Origin of the sequence: uncultured Bacteroides sp., assembly GCF_937912035.1 — a bacterium.
Classification (GTDB): Bacteria; Bacteroidota; Bacteroidia; order Bacteroidales; family Bacteroidaceae; genus Phocaeicola.
In genome coordinates, this window is sequence record NZ_CALDPF010000034.1 from 94,489 (window position 1) to 111,621 (window position 17,133).

The following is a 17,133-nucleotide window of genomic DNA, read 5'->3' on the forward strand; positions in this document are numbered from 1 at the left end:
AATACTTTATATTAAAATTTCAGTGGAGCCAGAACATTACCTGTTCTATTCCACTGAAATCTCATTAATTACAACTGATTTAAACTCTACAAAGGTTATTCAAGCACTTCACCTTTTTCATTGAACAAAACAACACCTTCTTCACCTTCAGCATCAACCAGAGTTACCTGATAAACAGCTGTTCCGTCTTCTAAGACTTCAACTGCTGCTGATTTAACAGTAAAGTCTTTATAACTTTTTGCCAATACTTCCTGAACTGCTTTAGGAAGATCCTTGATTTCGATAGGTTTAAAATCGTTTACATTTGTTACTACAGTAACTTCAGGTGATGAAAAACTTGAAGCGAATGCAACTGTTGTTCCTAATCCCATTACCAATGCTAATGCAAAAAATACTTTTTTCATAATTCAATAGTTTTAAATGTTAGACAATTAGTTTAGTTTTCGTAGAATTAAGTGCAAAGTGCATGCCAAAAAAATACATTTTTACATAAGTATTTAATAATCAATATATTATAAACAAATTCACAAATACAGGTATTGAATCAGTATAAATATACATGTGTATTTTTACACACAATATTGTGGAATAGTATTGTCAATGGGTAAAAATTACTCACAAGAACGGATATAAAAAAAGCCGCTTCAAAAGCGGCTTTTCCATATTAAAATCTTAATCAGAATTCAGAAGTAAAGTGGAACTTGATGTGTTTGAAGTCCATCTGTGCCATCTGCAGTACATATCCACTGTCTGCAAGGAACACATCTCTTCCATCACGGTCTTTTGCCATATACTGGTATTTACGTTTCTTGAATGCCTCAAGCTCTTCCAGATCATCGCTTTCAATCCAGCAAGCCTTATAAAGACTTACAGGCTCCCAACGACATTTGGCATTATATTCATTTTCCAAACGATACTGAATCACCTCAAACTGCAACTGACCTACAGTACCGATAATCTTGCGGCCGTTGAACTGGTTGACAAAGAGCTGTGCAACACCTTCGTCCATAAGCTGGTCGATACCCTTGTTGAGCTGTTTTGTCTTCATCGGATCGGCATTCTCTATATATTTGAACATCTCAGGAGAGAAGCTTGGGAGACCTTTGAAGTGAAGGTTTTCACCTTCAGTCAGTGTGTCACCAATCTTGAATGTTCCGTTGTCCGGCAAACCGATGATATCTCCTGCCCAAGCCTCATCCACTGTAGTCTTACGCTGTGCCATGAACTGTGTAGGCGAAGAGAAACGCATTGTCTTGTTGTGACGTACATGCAGATAAGGGGTGTTACGGGTGAACTTGCCTGAACATACCTTACAGAATGCCACACAAGAACGGTGGTTAGGGTCGATATTGGCTGTTATCTTGAAAATAAATCCTGTAAATTTAGGCTCATCCGGATTTACCGTACGTTCTACAGCTGTAACAGGACGAGGACTAGGAGCAATCTCTACGAAGCAGTCGAGCAATTCCTGAACACCGAAGTTGTTGAGCGCAGAACCGAAGAACACAGGAGCTACATCACCTTTAAGATATTCTTCTACATTGAATTCAGGATATACTCCATCAATCAGTTCAAGCTCGCCACGGAGTTTGTCTGCAAGATCATGACCTATATGATTGTCCAGTTCCTCTGTATTGATATCTACCTCTACCTTTTCTGTAACAACCTGCTTTGAAGGCTGGAAAAGGTTCAGTTTCTGTTCATATATATTATATACACCGCGGAAACGTGGTCCACTCTCGATAGGCCATGTAAGAGGACGTACCTGAATAACAAGTTCTTCTTCAAGCTCGTCAAGCAAATCGAACGGATCCTTGGCTTCGCGGTCCATCTTATTGACAAAGATGATAACCGGAGTGTTACGCATACGGCACACTTCCATCAGTTTTCTTGTCTGGGTTTCCACACCTTTCGCACCATCGACAACGATGATTACACTATCCACAGCAGTAAGTGTACGGTAAGTATCTTCGGCAAAGTCCTGGTGACCCGGAGTATCAAGGATATTAACCTTATAGTCGTTATAGTCGAACTCCATCACGGATGTGGTAACGGAAATACCACGCTGCTTTTCGATGTCCATCCAGTCGGATGTAGCTGTTTTCTTGATTTTGTTTGATTTTACCGCACCGGCAACCTGAATCTGACCTCCGAAAAGCAAGAGTTTTTCTGTCAACGATGTCTTTCCGGCATCAGGATGGGCGATAATGGCAAACGTACGTCTTCTTTCAATTTCCTGATTCATATATTATTTTGAGTTTTTATTTCATTAATATCTCCATACATTCCTCTAGACTGTCCATCCAGTATGGTATCTCTATTCCGTAAGTCTCCTTAATCTTGGTTTTATCAAGCACAGAATAATGAGGACGTGTAGCCTTTGTTGGATAATCCTCTGTATGAAGCGGTTTAACATTGCATCCATGAATGCCTGCAATAGCATGAATTGCCTTAGTAAAATCATACCATGAGCATACACCTTCGTTGCTGAAATGATATATTCCAGGAACGATTCCCTTGTTTATGGCTGCAAATATTGCCACTGCAAGATCACGGGCATATGTAGGAGTTCCTATTTGGTCGAATATAACACCCAGTGTATCTCTTTCCCTTCCAAGACGCATCATTGTCTTTACGAAATTATTGCCGAAAGAAGAATACAGCCATGCAGTCCTTATAACCATTGTTTCAGGACAATACTTGAATGCTTCCTGTTCTCCGCCGAGTTTGGTCACACCGTAAACAGAGTTTGGACATGTCTCTTCATCCTCACGGTATGGAATATGTGCAGTTCCGTCGAATACATAATCTGTAGACACCTGAATTAAATATCCGTTTCTTGCTTTTGCAGCCTTGGCAAGAAAGCCTGGAGCCTGCTGGTTAAGCATCTTACAAAGTTCAACATTATCTTCTGCCTTATCTACAGCAGTATATGCCGCACAATTGACAATGATATCTATATTGTTTGACATTGCATAATTCATTACAGCCTGCTCATTGCAAATGTCAAGTTCTGCCACATCTGTAAAAAAGTATCTGTACTGTGGATATGATTCCGACAGGATACGCATTTCATTTCCAAGCTGACCGTTGGCGCCTGTCACGAGTATATTTTTCATAACTCCAATTCTCCTTTCTTATCTTTTATATAATAATCGGCAAGAATAGCCAGAAGGTCGCTTATCACTTTAATGGCTTTCTGTGTTTCCTCGCTTATTTCCTTTTTCTGAAGTTTCAGCATAAGTACGCCATACATGGCATCAAAACATGTTTCCAGCTCCGGAACATCCTTATCCGCACCTTTTGCCCTAAGTTCTACAATAAAAGGAAGGGCCTTATAATATGCTGCACTATAATATGGATATTTAGGAGAACGGAGCAATTGCAAATGCAAGTCTGTAAGCCAGACGATTATATTCTTATTTATCTGGACATGACCTTTCTCCATAACACCCTCGTCGTGCATCATGTTTGCAAGGTCCTTATACCATTGGAACAGTGTCGCTTTCTGTTCATCCGTAACAGGATAAGGATCTACGATATCTTTCTTTATCCTGTCCATGTCAAAATGATAAGCACGAAGCAAATCTTCTATCTGCCACATATAAAGCAGATATTCAGCTATATTCTGCTGTTTTAACTGTTGAGATATATACATATCAATATATTGAATTTCCTAATAATGCAAGTCCTAAACCAATGATTGATGCTACTATCACTATAATGCCTATGACACGGTTAAGCACCCAAATTCCACGGACATTAAAATGATTACGGACCTTATTGACAAAATATGTAATACTGAACCACCATGTCAGAGCACCCAACACAATAGCAAGATATCCAACCAGTTGAAAACCTACAGGACTTCCCGGCATGACAAAAGAAAAACGGGCGAAAAGACCCACGAAAAGAAAGATAATCAGAGGATTGGACAGAGTTACAAAAAATGCTGTAATGAAATTGTGAAGATATGAACCGCGTTTGCCGGATACCGGACGCAAGGCTTTGACCGGATTGCTACGGAATGTATATATACCGAAAGCCAGAAGCATTATGCTACCTACAATCTGCAGAAAAGTCTGATGCTTTATGATAAGCTCATCCATAAAACTCATGCCATAACCGGTTATCAATGAATAGCCTATATCACTCAAGGCAGCTCCAAGCCCAGTTACAAAACCGAACCAACGTCCTTTATTCAGTGTACGCTGAATACAAAGCACGCCAACGGGTCCGAGTGGTGCCGAAACCACTACCCCAATTACAAAACCCTTAACCAATAAATCCAGTATAGTAACTTGCTCTAACCAATTCATAATGCAAAGATGATACTTTTTTGCGAAAGTACCTATAATTCATGTAGATTTTCTTTCGTAAAAACGGGCTTTTATGTACCTTTGCAACATAATTATATAATTACTTTATAAGTTTTTCAGTTGTTTAAAACACTAAAGAAGTCTGTAAACTGGTACTTCAGAACTTAGAAACTTAAAAACTCAAAACAATATAAATGTTATGATTCTATTTTTCAGAACACCCGGTAAAAGCGTGATTGCAACTGCATGCAGTCAGGAATTGAATGCTGAAGACATCAAAAAGTTATGCTGGCTTTACAGTGATGCCACTGTTGAGACAGAAGATAACCTGAAAGGATGTTTCATCGGTCCCCGTCGAGAAATGATTACTCCATGGAGTACAAATGCCGTAGAAATCACTCAAAACATGGGTATAAGCGGAATACGCCGTATAGAGGAATATTTCCCTGTAAAAGATGAAAACGCTGAATACGACCCTATGCTTCAGCGCATGTACAAAGGCTTGAATCAGGAAATATTTGATGTAAATATCAAACCGCAGCCTATCATTTACATAGAAAACCTGGAAGAATATAACGAGCAGGAAGGTCTGGCACTGTCACGTGAAGAAATGGACTATCTGCTTAAAGTGGAAAAAGACCTTGGACGTAAACTTACCGACTCTGAGGTGTTCGGTTTCGCTCAGATAAACTCTGAACACTGCCGTCACAAAATATTCGGTGGAACTTTCATCATCGACGGACAGGAAATGGAATCATCACTCTTCCAGATGATCAAGAAAACAACAAACGAAAATCCTAACAAGATTATTTCAGCATATAAGGACAATGTAGCATTCGCCGAAGGTCCTGTCGTGGAACAGTTTGCTCCGAAAGATCACTCTACTTCTGATTATTTCGTAATCAAAGATATCAAGACTGTTATCTCACTGAAAGCTGAGACTCATAACTTCCCTACTACTGTAGAACCGTTCAACGGTGCATCAACTGGTACAGGTGGTGAAATCCGCGACCGTATGGGTGGTGGTAAAGGTTCATGGCCTATCGCAGGTACAGCCGTTTACATGACTTCTTATCCTCGTTCGGAAGAAGGACGCGAATGGGAAAACATTCTTCCTGTACGCCAATGGTTGTATCAGACCCCGGAACAGATTCTTATCAAGGCTTCAAACGGTGCTTCTGACTTCGGTAACAAGTTCGGTCAGCCGCTTATCTGTGGTTCTGTTCTTACATTCGAACATCAGGAAAACAATGAAAAGTATGCTTACGACAAGGTTATCATGCTTGCCGGTGGTGTAGGTTACGGTACTCAGCGTGACTGCTTGAAGGGTAGTCCTGAAGCTGGCAACGAAGTTGTGGTTCTTGGTGGTGACAACTATCGTATCGGTCTTGGTGGTGGTTCTGTATCTTCTGTTGAGACAGGACGTTATTCTTCAGGTATCGAGCTTAACGCCGTACAGCGTGCAAACGCAGAAATGCAGAAACGTGCTTACAACGTGGTTCGTTCACTTTGCGAAGAAGATGAAAACCCTATCGTTTCTATCCACGACCACGGTTCGGCAGGTCACGTAAACTGTCTGTCTGAGCTTGTAGAAGATTGCGGTGGTCTTATCCACATGGACAAGCTTCCTATCGGTGACGAGACTCTTTCTGCTAAGGAAATCATCGCAAACGAATCTCAGGAACGTATGGGATTGCTTATCGATGAAAAGGCTATTGACCACGTAAGAAAGATTGCAGAACGCGAACGTGCTCCTATGTACGTTGTAGGTGAAACTACAGGCGACCACCGTTTCGCATTCGAACAGGCTGACGGCGTTCGTCCATTCGACCTGGCTGTAGACCAGATGTTCGGTTCTTCTCCTAAGACATATATGGTTGACAAGACCGTAGAACGTAAATATGAAAATGTATCATACGATGCAGCAAAACTGAACGAATACGTAAGAACTGTTCTTCAGCTTGAAGCTGTAGCTTGTAAGGACTGGTTGACTAACAAGGTTGACCGTTCGGTAACAGGTAAGATTGCACGTCAGCAGTGTCAAGGTGAACTTCAGTTGCCATTGAGTGACTGTGGTGTGGTAGCTCTCGACTATCGTGGAAATGCCGGTATCGCAACAGCTATCGGTCACGCTCCTCAGGCTGCACTTGCAGATCCTGCTGCAGGTTCTGTTCTTGCTGTTTCTGAAGCTCTGACAAACCTTGTTTGGGCTCCTTTGGCAGACGGTATGGACAGCATTTCTCTTTCTGCCAACTGGATGTGGCCTTGCCGCTCACAGGAAGGTGAAGATGCAAGACTTTATACAGCTGTGAAGGCTTTGTCTGACTTCTGCTGCTCACTTCAGATAAACGTTCCTACAGGTAAGGACTCATTGTCAATGACTCAGAAATATCCTAACGGAGAAAAGATTATCAGCCCGGGAACAGTAATCGTTTCTGCAGGCGGTGAAGTAAGCGACGTGAAGAAAGTCGTTTCTCCTGTTATGGTTAATAAGGAAAAATCTACATTCTATCATATAGACTTCAGTTTCGACGAGTTGCGTCTTGGAGGTTCTGCTTTTGCTCAAAGCCTCAACAAGGTAGGTAGCGATGTTCCTACAGTACAGAACCCAGAATACTTCCGCGATGCATTCCTCGCAGTTCAGGAACTTATCAACAAGGGTCTGATTCTTGCAGGTCACGATATTTCTGCCGGTGGTCTTATCACTACATTACTTGAAATGTGTTTCGCTAACACAGAAGGTGGTATGGAAATCGAACTTGACAAGATCAAATGTGATGACATTGTCAAGATTCTGTTTGCAGAAAATCCGGGTATCGTTATACAGGTGGCAGATAAGGACAAGGCTGAAGTCAAGAAGATTCTTGAAGATGCAGGCGTTGGTTTCGTGAAACTTGGTAAGCCTTCGGAAGAACGTCATATCCTCGTTTCTAAGAACGGTGCTACTTACCAGTTCGGCATCGACTATCTGCGCGACGTATGGTATTCTACTTCATACCTGATGGACCGTCATCAGAGCATGAACGGATGTGCTAAGAAGCGTTTCGAAAACTACAAGCAGCAGCCAATTGAATTCGCATTCACTCCTTCGTTCACAGGTAAACTTTCTCAGTTCGGACTTGATCCTGACCGTCGTACTCCAAGCGGTATCAAGGCTGCTATCATCCGCGAGAAAGGTACTAACGGTGAACGTGAAATGGCATACATGCTTTACCTTGCAGGATTCGATGTTAAGGACGTTACAATGACTGACCTCGTAAGTGGTCGCGAAACACTGGAAGATATCAACATGATTGTATTCTGCGGTGGTTTCTCTAACTCTGACGTTCTTGGTTCTGCCAAGGGATGGGCCGGAAGCTTCCTGTTCAATCCTAAAGCTAAAGCAGCTCTTGACAACTTCTACGCACGCCAGGATACATTGTCACTCGGTGTATGTAACGGTTGCCAGCTGATGATGGAACTCGGACTTATCACTCCAGAAGACAAGAAGAAAGGCAAGATGCTTCATAACGACTCACACAAGTTTGAATCTAACTTCCTTGGCGTGACAGTTCCTATGAACCGTAGCGTAATGTTCGGATCATTGAGCGGTTCTAAGCTCGGTATCTGGGTAGCTCACGGAGAAGGTAAGTTCTCATTGCCTTATCCTGAAGACCACTATAACGTAGTTCTGAAGTATTCATACGATGAATATCCTGGTAATCCTAACGGTTCAGACTACAGCGTAGCAGGTATCGCTTCACAGGACGGACGTCATCTTGCAATGATGCCACACCTGGAAAGAGCTTGCTTCCCATGGGAAAATGCTTATTATCCGGCAGAACGTCTTGGTGAAGACCAGATTACTCCATGGATGGAAGCATTCGTAAATGCTCGCAAATGGGTTGAAGCAAACAAGAAATAATATATAACATTTTGTTATTAATAATATCAAAAAGGTTTTCCCAAGTAAAATCGGGAAAACCTTTTTTTCGTTTTATTTTGTTTTCCAATCATTTTTAGCGACATTTGCAATGTATAACTTCATAATGCCATGTTTTATAGAATTGTCCTTACATTTATCATATTATTCTCATGTATATTAAATTCATACACTCAAATATACAAATATATTGATATGAAAGACGGCCTCAGCAGCCGACGTGTCCTATCAATATGTCAAGGTAATCAGGGATATATGTGGATTCTGACACACAAAGGTGTGGACAGATTCGACGGAAAGAATTTCAAGCATTATCAGCTCAATAGGGATAAAAGCATAGTAAATTTCTATCCTAATCTGAACATCTTATCAACAGATGGAAAAAATTCCCTTTGGGAAACTGGTAAAGACGGATATGTATTCAAGTATGACGAAATGAAAGATTCATTCAGTATGGTCTTCGATATGAAGAAGGCTTATCCGCAATACACCGACTTGCCAGTATCAGCAGTCTGTCTTGCCAACAATGAAATACTAATGACATGCAATAATGACATTATAATATATAATACAGAGAAAGACAGTTCTACATGCATAAAAAGCGTAATAGATGAAGACATCTCATATATAACAGAAGGCAAGAATAATGGAGAATATTTTCTAGCATCTAAAAAACATATATATAAAATAAGTATAAAAACTGATAATTCACATTCTGTAAAAAATGTAATACTTAATGAATTTGGACTGACAGACTACATATACTATCACAAAGATACAGAATATCTTATTATTAATACTCTGACAGACGGACTATATGTATACGACACAATAAAAGCTGAGCTTTACAGTGTAGGTAAACTCCTGACAGACGTAAGCATAAACACTATTAAACCGTATGGAGGATCAGGATGCGAAGTTCTTATAGCAACAGATGGAGACGGCGTTTACAGACTGAACCTAAAGGATAGAACATTCGGAAAGTTCCTGACGGAGGACTACTCGAGACTTAACAGAATGAACGGAAGTATAGTAAAAGACTTGTGCATTGACCATGACGGAAGAATATGGAATGTTATCTACCCTACAGGTATTACTGTATACACAGAGAAATATCAACCTTACGAATGGATAAGACATTCAAAGGACAATAACAATTCACTGGTAGACAACAGAATAAACGCTATCATGACTGATTCGGAAGGTGATATATGGTTTGCCACAAGCAACGGTATCAGTTGCTATGACCGCTCAACAAAAAAATGGACAAACTACCTGTCAGCTTTCACCAAAAACCCGGAAAATGACAATCATATATTTACTTCACTGTGCGAATATAAAACTGGAGAAATTCTGGCAGGAGGATATATGTCTGGTATATACCGTATAAACAAAAAAAAGCAAAAAGCCGAATATGCCATACGGCTTACAGTGGGTGACGAAGAGACCCCAGACAAATATGTAAGAAGTATAGTCAGAGACTCAGACAATATTTTGTGGGGAGGTGGTTTCCATAGTCTGAGGGCTTATAATGAAAAAGAAAGACACACAAGTATTTATCCTTCTGTATATCCTATCACATGTATCAGAGAGAGAGACAGGTTGTCGATGTGGATAGGGACAATAAACGGACTGTATATATTCAGAAAAAAAGATGAGAAACTGGAAAGATTCAAAACAGAACATGAAGTTGGATGTATAAATGCTATATGTATAACCGGGAATGGACAACATACATTCGTTGGTACATACGGAAACGGACTGTTGATGATAGATAACGTAACAGGAGAAGTAACACATTACACTACGGCAAACTGCAGTCTTATAACCAACAATATCTACAGCATTGTTGAGAACAAGTATGGTGATATAATACTTGGAACGGAAAATGGTATATCATTATTCAAGATTAAGGATAGCGTATTCACAAACTGGACTGGCGAACAAGGGCTCGCAGCATATAACTTCAATCAGGGAGCAGCTGTAAATACAAAGCAAGGAGAGATTATTCTTGGCAGCAACGAAGGAGCTATAGTATTGGCGGACAGTATGCGGCTGCCAGAAAGATTTTCGTCTCATACAGTGCTAGACAATTTGAGCATCATGTACAGACCTGTATACCCAGGAGAAAAGGATTCACCACTGAAAAAGCATATAAATGAGACTTCTCTGTTGGAACTGGATTACGACCAGAACACTTTCTCAATAAACGTATCATCGGTGAACTATGACAATCCTTCTAACATATACTACACGTGGAAACTGGAAGGCTTCTTCGACGAGTGGAGCACACCAAGTGAAGCTGGAATGATAAGATATACGAATATATCACCTGGTGAGTACAAGCTTAGAATACGCGCCATTTTGTTGGACAACAACCAGTTGCTAGAGGAAAGGACCATTGGAATAGTAATAAACAGTCCGCTGTGGCTCACTCCATGGGCTATTATACTTTATATTATATTTGTGTTCGGAGCTGCCTTCTCTCTTTACAGATACAAGATGATAAAAAAAGACAGGCGTATATCACAAGAGAAGATAAACTTCTTCATACATACAGCTCACGACATACGTACACCTCTTACACTTATCAAGGCTCCTTTGGGAGAGATTCTTAAAAACGAGAAACTTTCTGAAGAGGGAACCATGAATATAAACCTAGCGCTGCAGAACACGGATAATCTGTCCGAATTGGCCAACAAACTGATGAATTTCCAAAAAGAAGAACTGTACACTCAGCAGGCTAACGTAAGGAAATACGAGTTGAACTCTTATCTGAAAGAATATCTGGGGCAGTTCAGAAACTATGCACAACAAGAGGGAGTGACACTAGTATATAAGAGTGACTTCGAGAGTCTTGAAGTATGGATAGACCGTAATAAAATGGACTCAATATTGAGAAACCTTATCTCAAACGCTCTGAAATATACTCCAAGAGGTGGAACAGTAAGCGTGAATACATCGCAAAACAGGAGAAACTGGAATATTGAAATATCAGACACAGGTATAGGCATTCCCAAAAAGGATCAGAAAAAGCTGTTCAGATATATGTTCCGAGGTCAGAATGCAACTAATCAGCTTATCACCGGATCTGGAATAGGTATGTTACTGACCTGGAGACTGATACAGAATCATGAGGGACGTATTACATTCACCAGCGAGGAAAATGCGGGAACGAAGTTTCATCTGTCTTTTCCAATAAACAGTAGAAAATTTATCCACCACGATGAAAAAGTTTCAGAAATTCAGGAAGTTCCTTCTCAGGACGGTTGGGCATATACTATAGCCTCACAGGACGAAGCTTTGTCCGATAATTTACAAGTAACGGAAAAGAGTGCCCCTGTTGGTGCTCCGCACGTGTTGATTGTAGAGGACAATGATGCATTGAGGAAATTTATCGTACAGTCACTGGCAGATACATACAACACATCGGAAGCCGAGAACGGTAAAGAAGCTCTGGATATTATAAGGAAAGTACAGCCTGACCTCATTATTTCGGACGTTATGATGCCTGTTATGAACGGACATGAACTATGCAGAGTTGTGAAAGGAAATATGGCCACAAGCCATATCCCATTCATCATGCTTACAGCTTTGGGAGAGAAAAAGGATATAATAGACGGACTGAAAACCAAAGCCGACTTGTATATTGTAAAACCATTTGACATGACTCTTCTGAAAGCTAACATCAGCAATGTGCTTGAGAATAGAGACCTCATAAGGAAAAGACTACAAGAACTTTTGGTGTCATTACCTGTACTAAGTGAAGATAGTCCGGAAAAGAAGAGATCGTCCGAAGGTGAGGATATTCCACAGATGGTTTCATCACTTGACGAAGAATTCATACGTAAAGTTACCGGACTCATCAAGGAAGGTCTGGGAACAGGATTGAACGTAGATACCTTGTGTGCGGCTGTGAACATGAGCCGTACAAGTTTCTATAACAAAATTAAGGCACTGACCGGTGAACCACCTGCCGAGCTTATCAGAAATATACGTATGAAAGAGGCTGTCATACTACTTGAAACACAGAAGTACACAGTATCAGAAGTATCGGATATGCTTGGATTTGCCGACCCAAAATATTTTACAGATACGTTCAAGAAGTATTATGGAATTCCGCCGAGGGACTATATGAAATCAATTAAGAATTAAAAAAACAACAACATGCTATACCTTAAATATTTTATAATATTCTTCCGTATAGGATTATTCACAGTAGGTGGCGGATATGCCATGGTACCACTGATAGAAGCGGAGATAGTAGACAAACGAAAATGGATAAAAAAAGAGGAGTTTCTGGATCTTATGGCATTATCGCAAACCGTGCCTGGTATCTTTGCTGTTAATATAGCTATCTTCATAGGCTATAAGTTACACAAATTCTGGGGGGCATTTTTCATGGCCTTAGGTACAATAATGCCTTCGTTTCTGATTATTCTAGCCATTGCACTTTTCTTTAGACAATTCCAACATCTAGAGCCTGTAGAGCGGATATTTAAAGGTATACGTCCGGGAGTAGTAGCCCTTATAGCTGCACCAACTTTCAAAATGGCAAAAACAGCACGAATCAGCAGATATAACATCTGGATTCCCGTTGTATCAGCATTACTGATATGGCTATTGGGATTTTCTCCAATCTATATTATAATACTTTCCGGATTAGGTGGATACATTTACGGACGCTATAAAAGAAAAAACGAAAGTTAGACCTATTGACGAAAAGCTAACAGTCAGTTCCTACACGCATAATTTACTTTTTAACTTTAAGTTGACTTCATCTATTCTTAATTAACTTCGTCAACATTTAATATTTAAATCAATAATTAATCAAATGATATTCCTACAACTATTCTATACTTTCTTCAAGATAGGTCTCTTCGGATTTGGCGGAGGCTATGCAATGTTATCCATGATACAAGGTGAAGTTGTGACACGTCATGACTGGCTCAGTTCTTCTGAATTTACAGATATAGTTGCTATCAGTCAGATGACACCCGGCCCTATCGGTATAAACTCAGCCACATACGTTGGTTATACAGCTGTAGTAAATGCCGGCTACTCTCATGGAATAGGTATTTTAGGTTCTGCCATAGCAACATGTTCTGTAGTCTTGCCTTCATTCATCCTGATGATATTGATAAGCAAATTCTTTTTGAAATATCAGAAACATCCTGTAGTAGCTTCTGTATTCGACGGGTTACGCCCAGGAGTAGTGGGACTTTTAGCATCTGCTGCCCTTGTACTTATGAATACCGAAAATTTTGGTTCGGACACTTACAGCATAATAACGAGCATAGCGATTTTCGCTTCAGTGTTCATTGCTTCACACAAATATAAAGTCAACCCTATACTTCTTATCATACTCTGCGGCATCGCCGGATTTATATTATATTGACACATCATCTAATTACTCATAGTATCTGAAGATTGCATTTCATATATAGTAAAAGTGCGAAAATAAAATAAATGATTTTCAATTTTCCGTTTTTTTCATATATTTGCAATGTTTTGTTCCAATATGCCTATTTACAGGATGAGGATGAAAAGGGAATCGGGTGAAAATCCCGGACAGTCCCGCTGCTGTAATCTCCACATAATAAGGATGCTTAATATCTGTTTAACCACTGTCGAACTTGATGACGGGAAGGTAAAGCCATCCGGAGTAAGTCAGAAGACCTGCAAAACAAGAAATCATGCCACACCATTCTCGAGGAAAGACTGATGCGGATACATGTAATTTTTGTAAGACACTTATTGAGTAAGAAATGGGCAAACTGAATGACTTTGTCCGGATGTGTATTTTCGTGATATCAGGTATAATTACATTTATACCGATAGTTTCTTTATATTCACAAAACACAAGCCAGGACAGCATAACAGGAAAAGTACATCAAATCCCTGATGTTACCGTCAGTGCGAGAAAAACTCCACCTTCTTTGACGGCAACATCACCGTTTCAGGTCATGAATAAAAGTGAACTGGAACGTATGGGGACATATGATGTAGCTGAAGCTGTAAAACATTTCTCTGGAGTAAGTGTAAAAGATTATGGAGGCATAGGTGGTCTGAAAACTGTTTCTGTAAGAAGTATGGGAGCGCAACACACCGGAGTAACATACGATGGAGTGAGCGTAAGCGACTGCCAATCTGGGCAAATAGATGTATCCAGATATTCACTAAGCAATGTATCAGAGCTATCAATGACTATCGGTCAGACAGATAACATCTATCAGTCGGCTAAAGCATTCGCTTCGGCAGGCGTATTGAACATACAGACATCACGCCCTGACTCTGAAAACTTATCTGCAAAAATCTACTCAAATGTCAAGATAGGATCGTTCGGTATGATAAACCCGTCCATTCTATATATGCAGAATTTTACAAAGAGAATAGGAATTTCATTATACGGCGATTATCTGCAAGCCGACGGTGACTATCCGTTCAAGATGTGGAACGGCAATCATCTGATCGACTCTAAAAGGAACAACAGCGACATTCGTACATGGCGTGCCGAAGCAAATGTATATGCATCATTACATAAGAACCAGGAATTACAGTTCAAAGCCTATATGTTCGATTCAAGAAGAGGACTCCCAGGGAGTGTGGTATATGACAACCCATACGCTGCAGAAAGACTATATGACAAGAATTATTTTGTTCAAAGCAGATATGAAAAGCTATGGAGTGAGAAGCTGAAAATCCAAGCACTGGGAAAATTCAACTATACTTGGACCCGTGACTACAATAACGAGGCTTCAGGAATAACAGACGACAGATACAAACAAACAGAAACATACCTGTCAGCTACAATATTTGCCAATCCGATAAAAAATCTGTCAGTCTCGTTTGCACAAGATTTTGCTTACAATTATTTATATACAAACCTAAGAAACTCAAAATTTCCACACAGATATACTTCACTCAGTGTAATAGCTGCCAGATATGAACTCAAAAGGTTCACAGCTTCAGCATCGCTGTTAAATACCTACATTACGGAAAAGGTAAAGACAGGCAAGGCGTCAGATGACCGCAAACGCCTTTCGCCTGCATTCAGTATGTCATGGAAACCATTCGATAATCATAATCTGAGATTCAGGGCCTCTTATAAAGATATATTCCGTACACCGACATTTAATGACCTGTATTATACACTGATAGGAAATACAAAACTTAAACCTGAAACCACACGACAGGCAAATTTGGGAATAACTTGGAGCAAATACATACCGGAAAGCCACTTGAAATTTATAAGCCTTTCCACTGACGCTTATTACAATGTAGTTAACGACAAAATCGTGGCAGTTCCAACCATGTTCGTATGGAAGATGATGAATGTCGGAAAAGTGGAAACTATCGGCACAGACATAAATGTATCTGCAGAATGTAATATAACAGAGAATGTCAATTTATATATTACAGGAAGTTACAACTTCACTCAAGCAGAAGATATCACTGACAAGACATCAAAAACTTGGAGAAACCAAATCATATATACTCCGAAACATTACGGCACATCAAGTATCACGCTGGAAACACCGTGGGTAAATATCATTTATAACATGATAGCATCATCCGAAAGATATACTTTCGCACAAAACCTGCCATCGTACAGAATAGATCCTTACACCGACCATGGCGTATCAATCTACAGAAAGTTCAACTTCGGAAAACATAAAATAAAGATTCAGCTTGACGCACTCAACCTCGGCGGAAAGAACTATGAAATAATTCGCTTCTACCCTATGCCGGGACGTAACTATAAAATATCTATTAACTATTATCTATAACATAAAAACAGAAAGACAATGAAAAAAGTATTTTATTATCTGAGCCTTTTGCCACTTATGACAGGATTGATTTCATGTGAAAACAACGATCCTAATCCTAACGATGGTAATCCTGAAGTAACAACTTATGGAGCTTACATTGTAAATACAGGAAACTGGGGAAAAAACGACGGTTCAATACAAGGATACGATGCCAAAACAAGTACCGTATCAGAGGACATATATATGCTGCAGAACCAAAAAGGTATAGGCGACTTACAGGATTTGTGTATATACGGTTCGAAACTTTATGCCATTTCCACCACATCGTCAAAGATAGAAATCCTGGAAAAGAACGGCAAGATCATCAAAACCATACCTATGATGAACGATGCCAATCAACCGAAAAAGCCACGCTATGCGGCTGCAGGTGGTGGATATGTATTCATCACGGCCTACGACGGTACCGTATCAAAACTTGATACACTGAATATGGAAATCACCAAGGAAGGTAAATTTGAAGGTAAGCTTGAGGGACTATCATACAACGCAGGGAAACTGTTTGTAAACAAATCAAACTACGATATGGACGGCAGCGGAAACATCGTTTATGTAATCAACGCCGAAACAATGGAAAAAATAGAAGATATAGAAGTTATACTTAATCCTTATACACAAAACATAGTCGGCAGTGATGGAAACATATATGTTGTATCCGCAGGAAACTACCCTACAGAAGACCAGCCTGAAGACGAACGTATCTACTCAACACTGCAAAAAATCAATCCACAGACTTACGAAGTGGAAGAACTCTTCAAAGCAAGTTATATAACAAACAGAGGCGACAAAATGTATATTATATATTCAGAATATAACTTCCAGGACAAAGCTAAATGTTTCGTATATGACATCAAGACTAAAGAAGAGAGCAAATTCATAGATATCAGCGAGGTTAACACTCCAGGTGGAATCATAGCAGATCCTAACTCGGGAGACGTATATATTATAAGCAATCCATACGGACAGTTGAGCGAAGTATATATATATGATGAAAACGGCAATTTCAAAAGCAAATTTGAAACAGGAGCCTATACTACAAACGTCAAGTTCGTAACTGAATAAA

General features: G+C 39.9%; 11 protein-coding genes and 1 riboswitch. Of the genes, 6 read left to right on the forward strand and 5 right to left on the reverse strand.

All coding sequences use genetic code 11. The features are described from left to right. Positions 1 to 95 precede the first annotated feature (95 nt). From Q0486_RS08855 to Q0486_RS08875, 5 genes are all read right to left on the reverse strand, one after another. Positions 96 to 404, reverse strand: coding sequence for a hypothetical protein (locus Q0486_RS08855; RefSeq protein WP_299232182.1), 309 nt, complete (start codon positions 402 to 404; stop codon positions 96 to 98). A 272-nt stretch (positions 405 to 676) separates the two neighbouring features. Beyond that, the gene (locus Q0486_RS08860; protein WP_299232184.1) at positions 677 to 2,245 is read right to left on the reverse strand and encodes a peptide chain release factor 3; all 1,569 of its coding nucleotides are present in this window, start codon (positions 2,243 to 2,245) and stop codon (positions 677 to 679) included. Positions 2,246 to 2,261: 16 nt separating this feature from the next. After that, positions 2,262 to 3,119 carry a dTDP-4-dehydrorhamnose reductase gene (rfbD, locus tag Q0486_RS08865; RefSeq protein WP_299232186.1) on the reverse strand — a complete coding sequence of 286 codons (858 nt, stop codon included), beginning with the start codon at positions 3,117 to 3,119 and terminating at the stop codon, positions 2,262 to 2,264. Then, the gene (locus Q0486_RS08870; RefSeq protein WP_299232187.1) at positions 3,116 to 3,658 is read right to left on the reverse strand and encodes a DUF4924 family protein; all 543 of its coding nucleotides are present in this window, start codon (positions 3,656 to 3,658) and stop codon (positions 3,116 to 3,118) included. Before Q0486_RS08870 ends, rfbD begins: the two co-directional genes overlap by 4 nt. A gap of 1 nt (position 3,659) precedes the next feature. Beyond that, a complete protein-coding gene (locus Q0486_RS08875) occupies positions 3,660 to 4,319 on the reverse strand; it encodes a LysE family transporter (RefSeq protein ID WP_299232188.1) in 660 nt (219 codons plus the stop codon). 199 nt (positions 4,320 to 4,518) lie between these two features. Between Q0486_RS08875 and purL the strand changes: the two genes are divergently transcribed. The 6 genes from purL to Q0486_RS08905 all read left to right on the forward strand — a co-directional run bounded on the left by purL (position 4,519) and on the right by Q0486_RS08905 (position 17,132). After that, positions 4,519 to 8,223 carry a phosphoribosylformylglycinamidine synthase gene (gene purL, locus Q0486_RS08880; RefSeq protein WP_299232189.1) on the forward strand — a complete coding sequence of 1,235 codons (3,705 nt, stop codon included), beginning with the start codon at positions 4,519 to 4,521 and terminating at the stop codon, positions 8,221 to 8,223. 213 nt (positions 8,224 to 8,436) lie between these two features. Beyond that, a complete protein-coding gene (locus Q0486_RS08885) occupies positions 8,437 to 12,396 on the forward strand; it encodes an ATP-binding protein (RefSeq protein WP_299232190.1) in 3,960 nt (1,319 codons plus the stop codon). 12 nt (positions 12,397 to 12,408) lie between these two features. Beyond that, positions 12,409 to 12,951 (forward strand): chromate transporter, encoded by a 543-nt coding sequence (locus Q0486_RS08890; protein ID WP_299232191.1) that lies wholly within the window; start codon positions 12,409 to 12,411, stop codon positions 12,949 to 12,951. 124 nt (positions 12,952 to 13,075) lie between these two features. Beyond that, complete coding sequence (locus Q0486_RS08895) at positions 13,076 to 13,639, forward strand: chromate transporter (RefSeq protein WP_299232192.1); 564 nt, start codon at positions 13,076 to 13,078, stop codon at positions 13,637 to 13,639. Between the two features lie 96 nt (positions 13,640 to 13,735). Beyond that, a riboswitch (cobalamin riboswitch) is annotated at positions 13,736 to 13,943 on the forward strand. Positions 13,944 to 14,009: 66 nt separating this feature from the next. Then, positions 14,010 to 16,031: a TonB-dependent receptor gene (locus Q0486_RS08900; protein ID WP_299232194.1), complete on the forward strand. Its 2,022-nt coding sequence runs from the start codon at positions 14,010 to 14,012 to the stop codon at positions 16,029 to 16,031. Between the two features lie 18 nt (positions 16,032 to 16,049). Next, the gene (locus Q0486_RS08905; protein ID WP_299232195.1) at positions 16,050 to 17,132 is read left to right on the forward strand and encodes a hypothetical protein; all 1,083 of its coding nucleotides are present in this window, start codon (positions 16,050 to 16,052) and stop codon (positions 17,130 to 17,132) included. The last annotated feature ends 1 nt before the right edge of the window (position 17,133 follow it).

Excerpts from the sequence above, each read along its gene's own strand:
- Q0486_RS08900 (WP_299232194.1), top strand. The coding sequence starts at position 14,010 with ATGGGCAAACTGAATGACTTTGTCCGGATGTGTATTTTCGTGATATCA.
- Q0486_RS08860 (WP_299232184.1), bottom strand. The coding sequence starts at position 2,245 with ATGAATCAGGAAATTGAAAGAAGACGTACGTTTGCCATTATCGCCCAT.
- Q0486_RS08895 (WP_299232192.1), top strand. The coding sequence starts at position 13,076 with ATGATATTCCTACAACTATTCTATACTTTCTTCAAGATAGGTCTCTTC.
- Q0486_RS08885 (WP_299232190.1), top strand. The coding sequence starts at position 8,437 with ATGAAAGACGGCCTCAGCAGCCGACGTGTCCTATCAATATGTCAAGGT.
- purL (WP_299232189.1), top strand. The coding sequence starts at position 4,519 with ATGATTCTATTTTTCAGAACACCCGGTAAAAGCGTGATTGCAACTGCA.
- Q0486_RS08875 (WP_299232188.1), bottom strand. The coding sequence starts at position 4,319 with ATGAATTGGTTAGAGCAAGTTACTATACTGGATTTATTGGTTAAGGGT.
- Q0486_RS08855 (WP_299232182.1), bottom strand. The coding sequence starts at position 404 with ATGAAAAAAGTATTTTTTGCATTAGCATTGGTAATGGGATTAGGAACA.
- Q0486_RS08870 (WP_299232187.1), bottom strand. The coding sequence starts at position 3,658 with ATGTATATATCTCAACAGTTAAAACAGCAGAATATAGCTGAATATCTG.
- Q0486_RS08905 (WP_299232195.1), top strand. The coding sequence starts at position 16,050 with ATGAAAAAAGTATTTTATTATCTGAGCCTTTTGCCACTTATGACAGGA.
- Q0486_RS08890 (WP_299232191.1), top strand. The coding sequence starts at position 12,409 with ATGCTATACCTTAAATATTTTATAATATTCTTCCGTATAGGATTATTC.
- rfbD (WP_299232186.1), bottom strand. The coding sequence starts at position 3,119 with ATGAAAAATATACTCGTGACAGGCGCCAACGGTCAGCTTGGAAATGAA.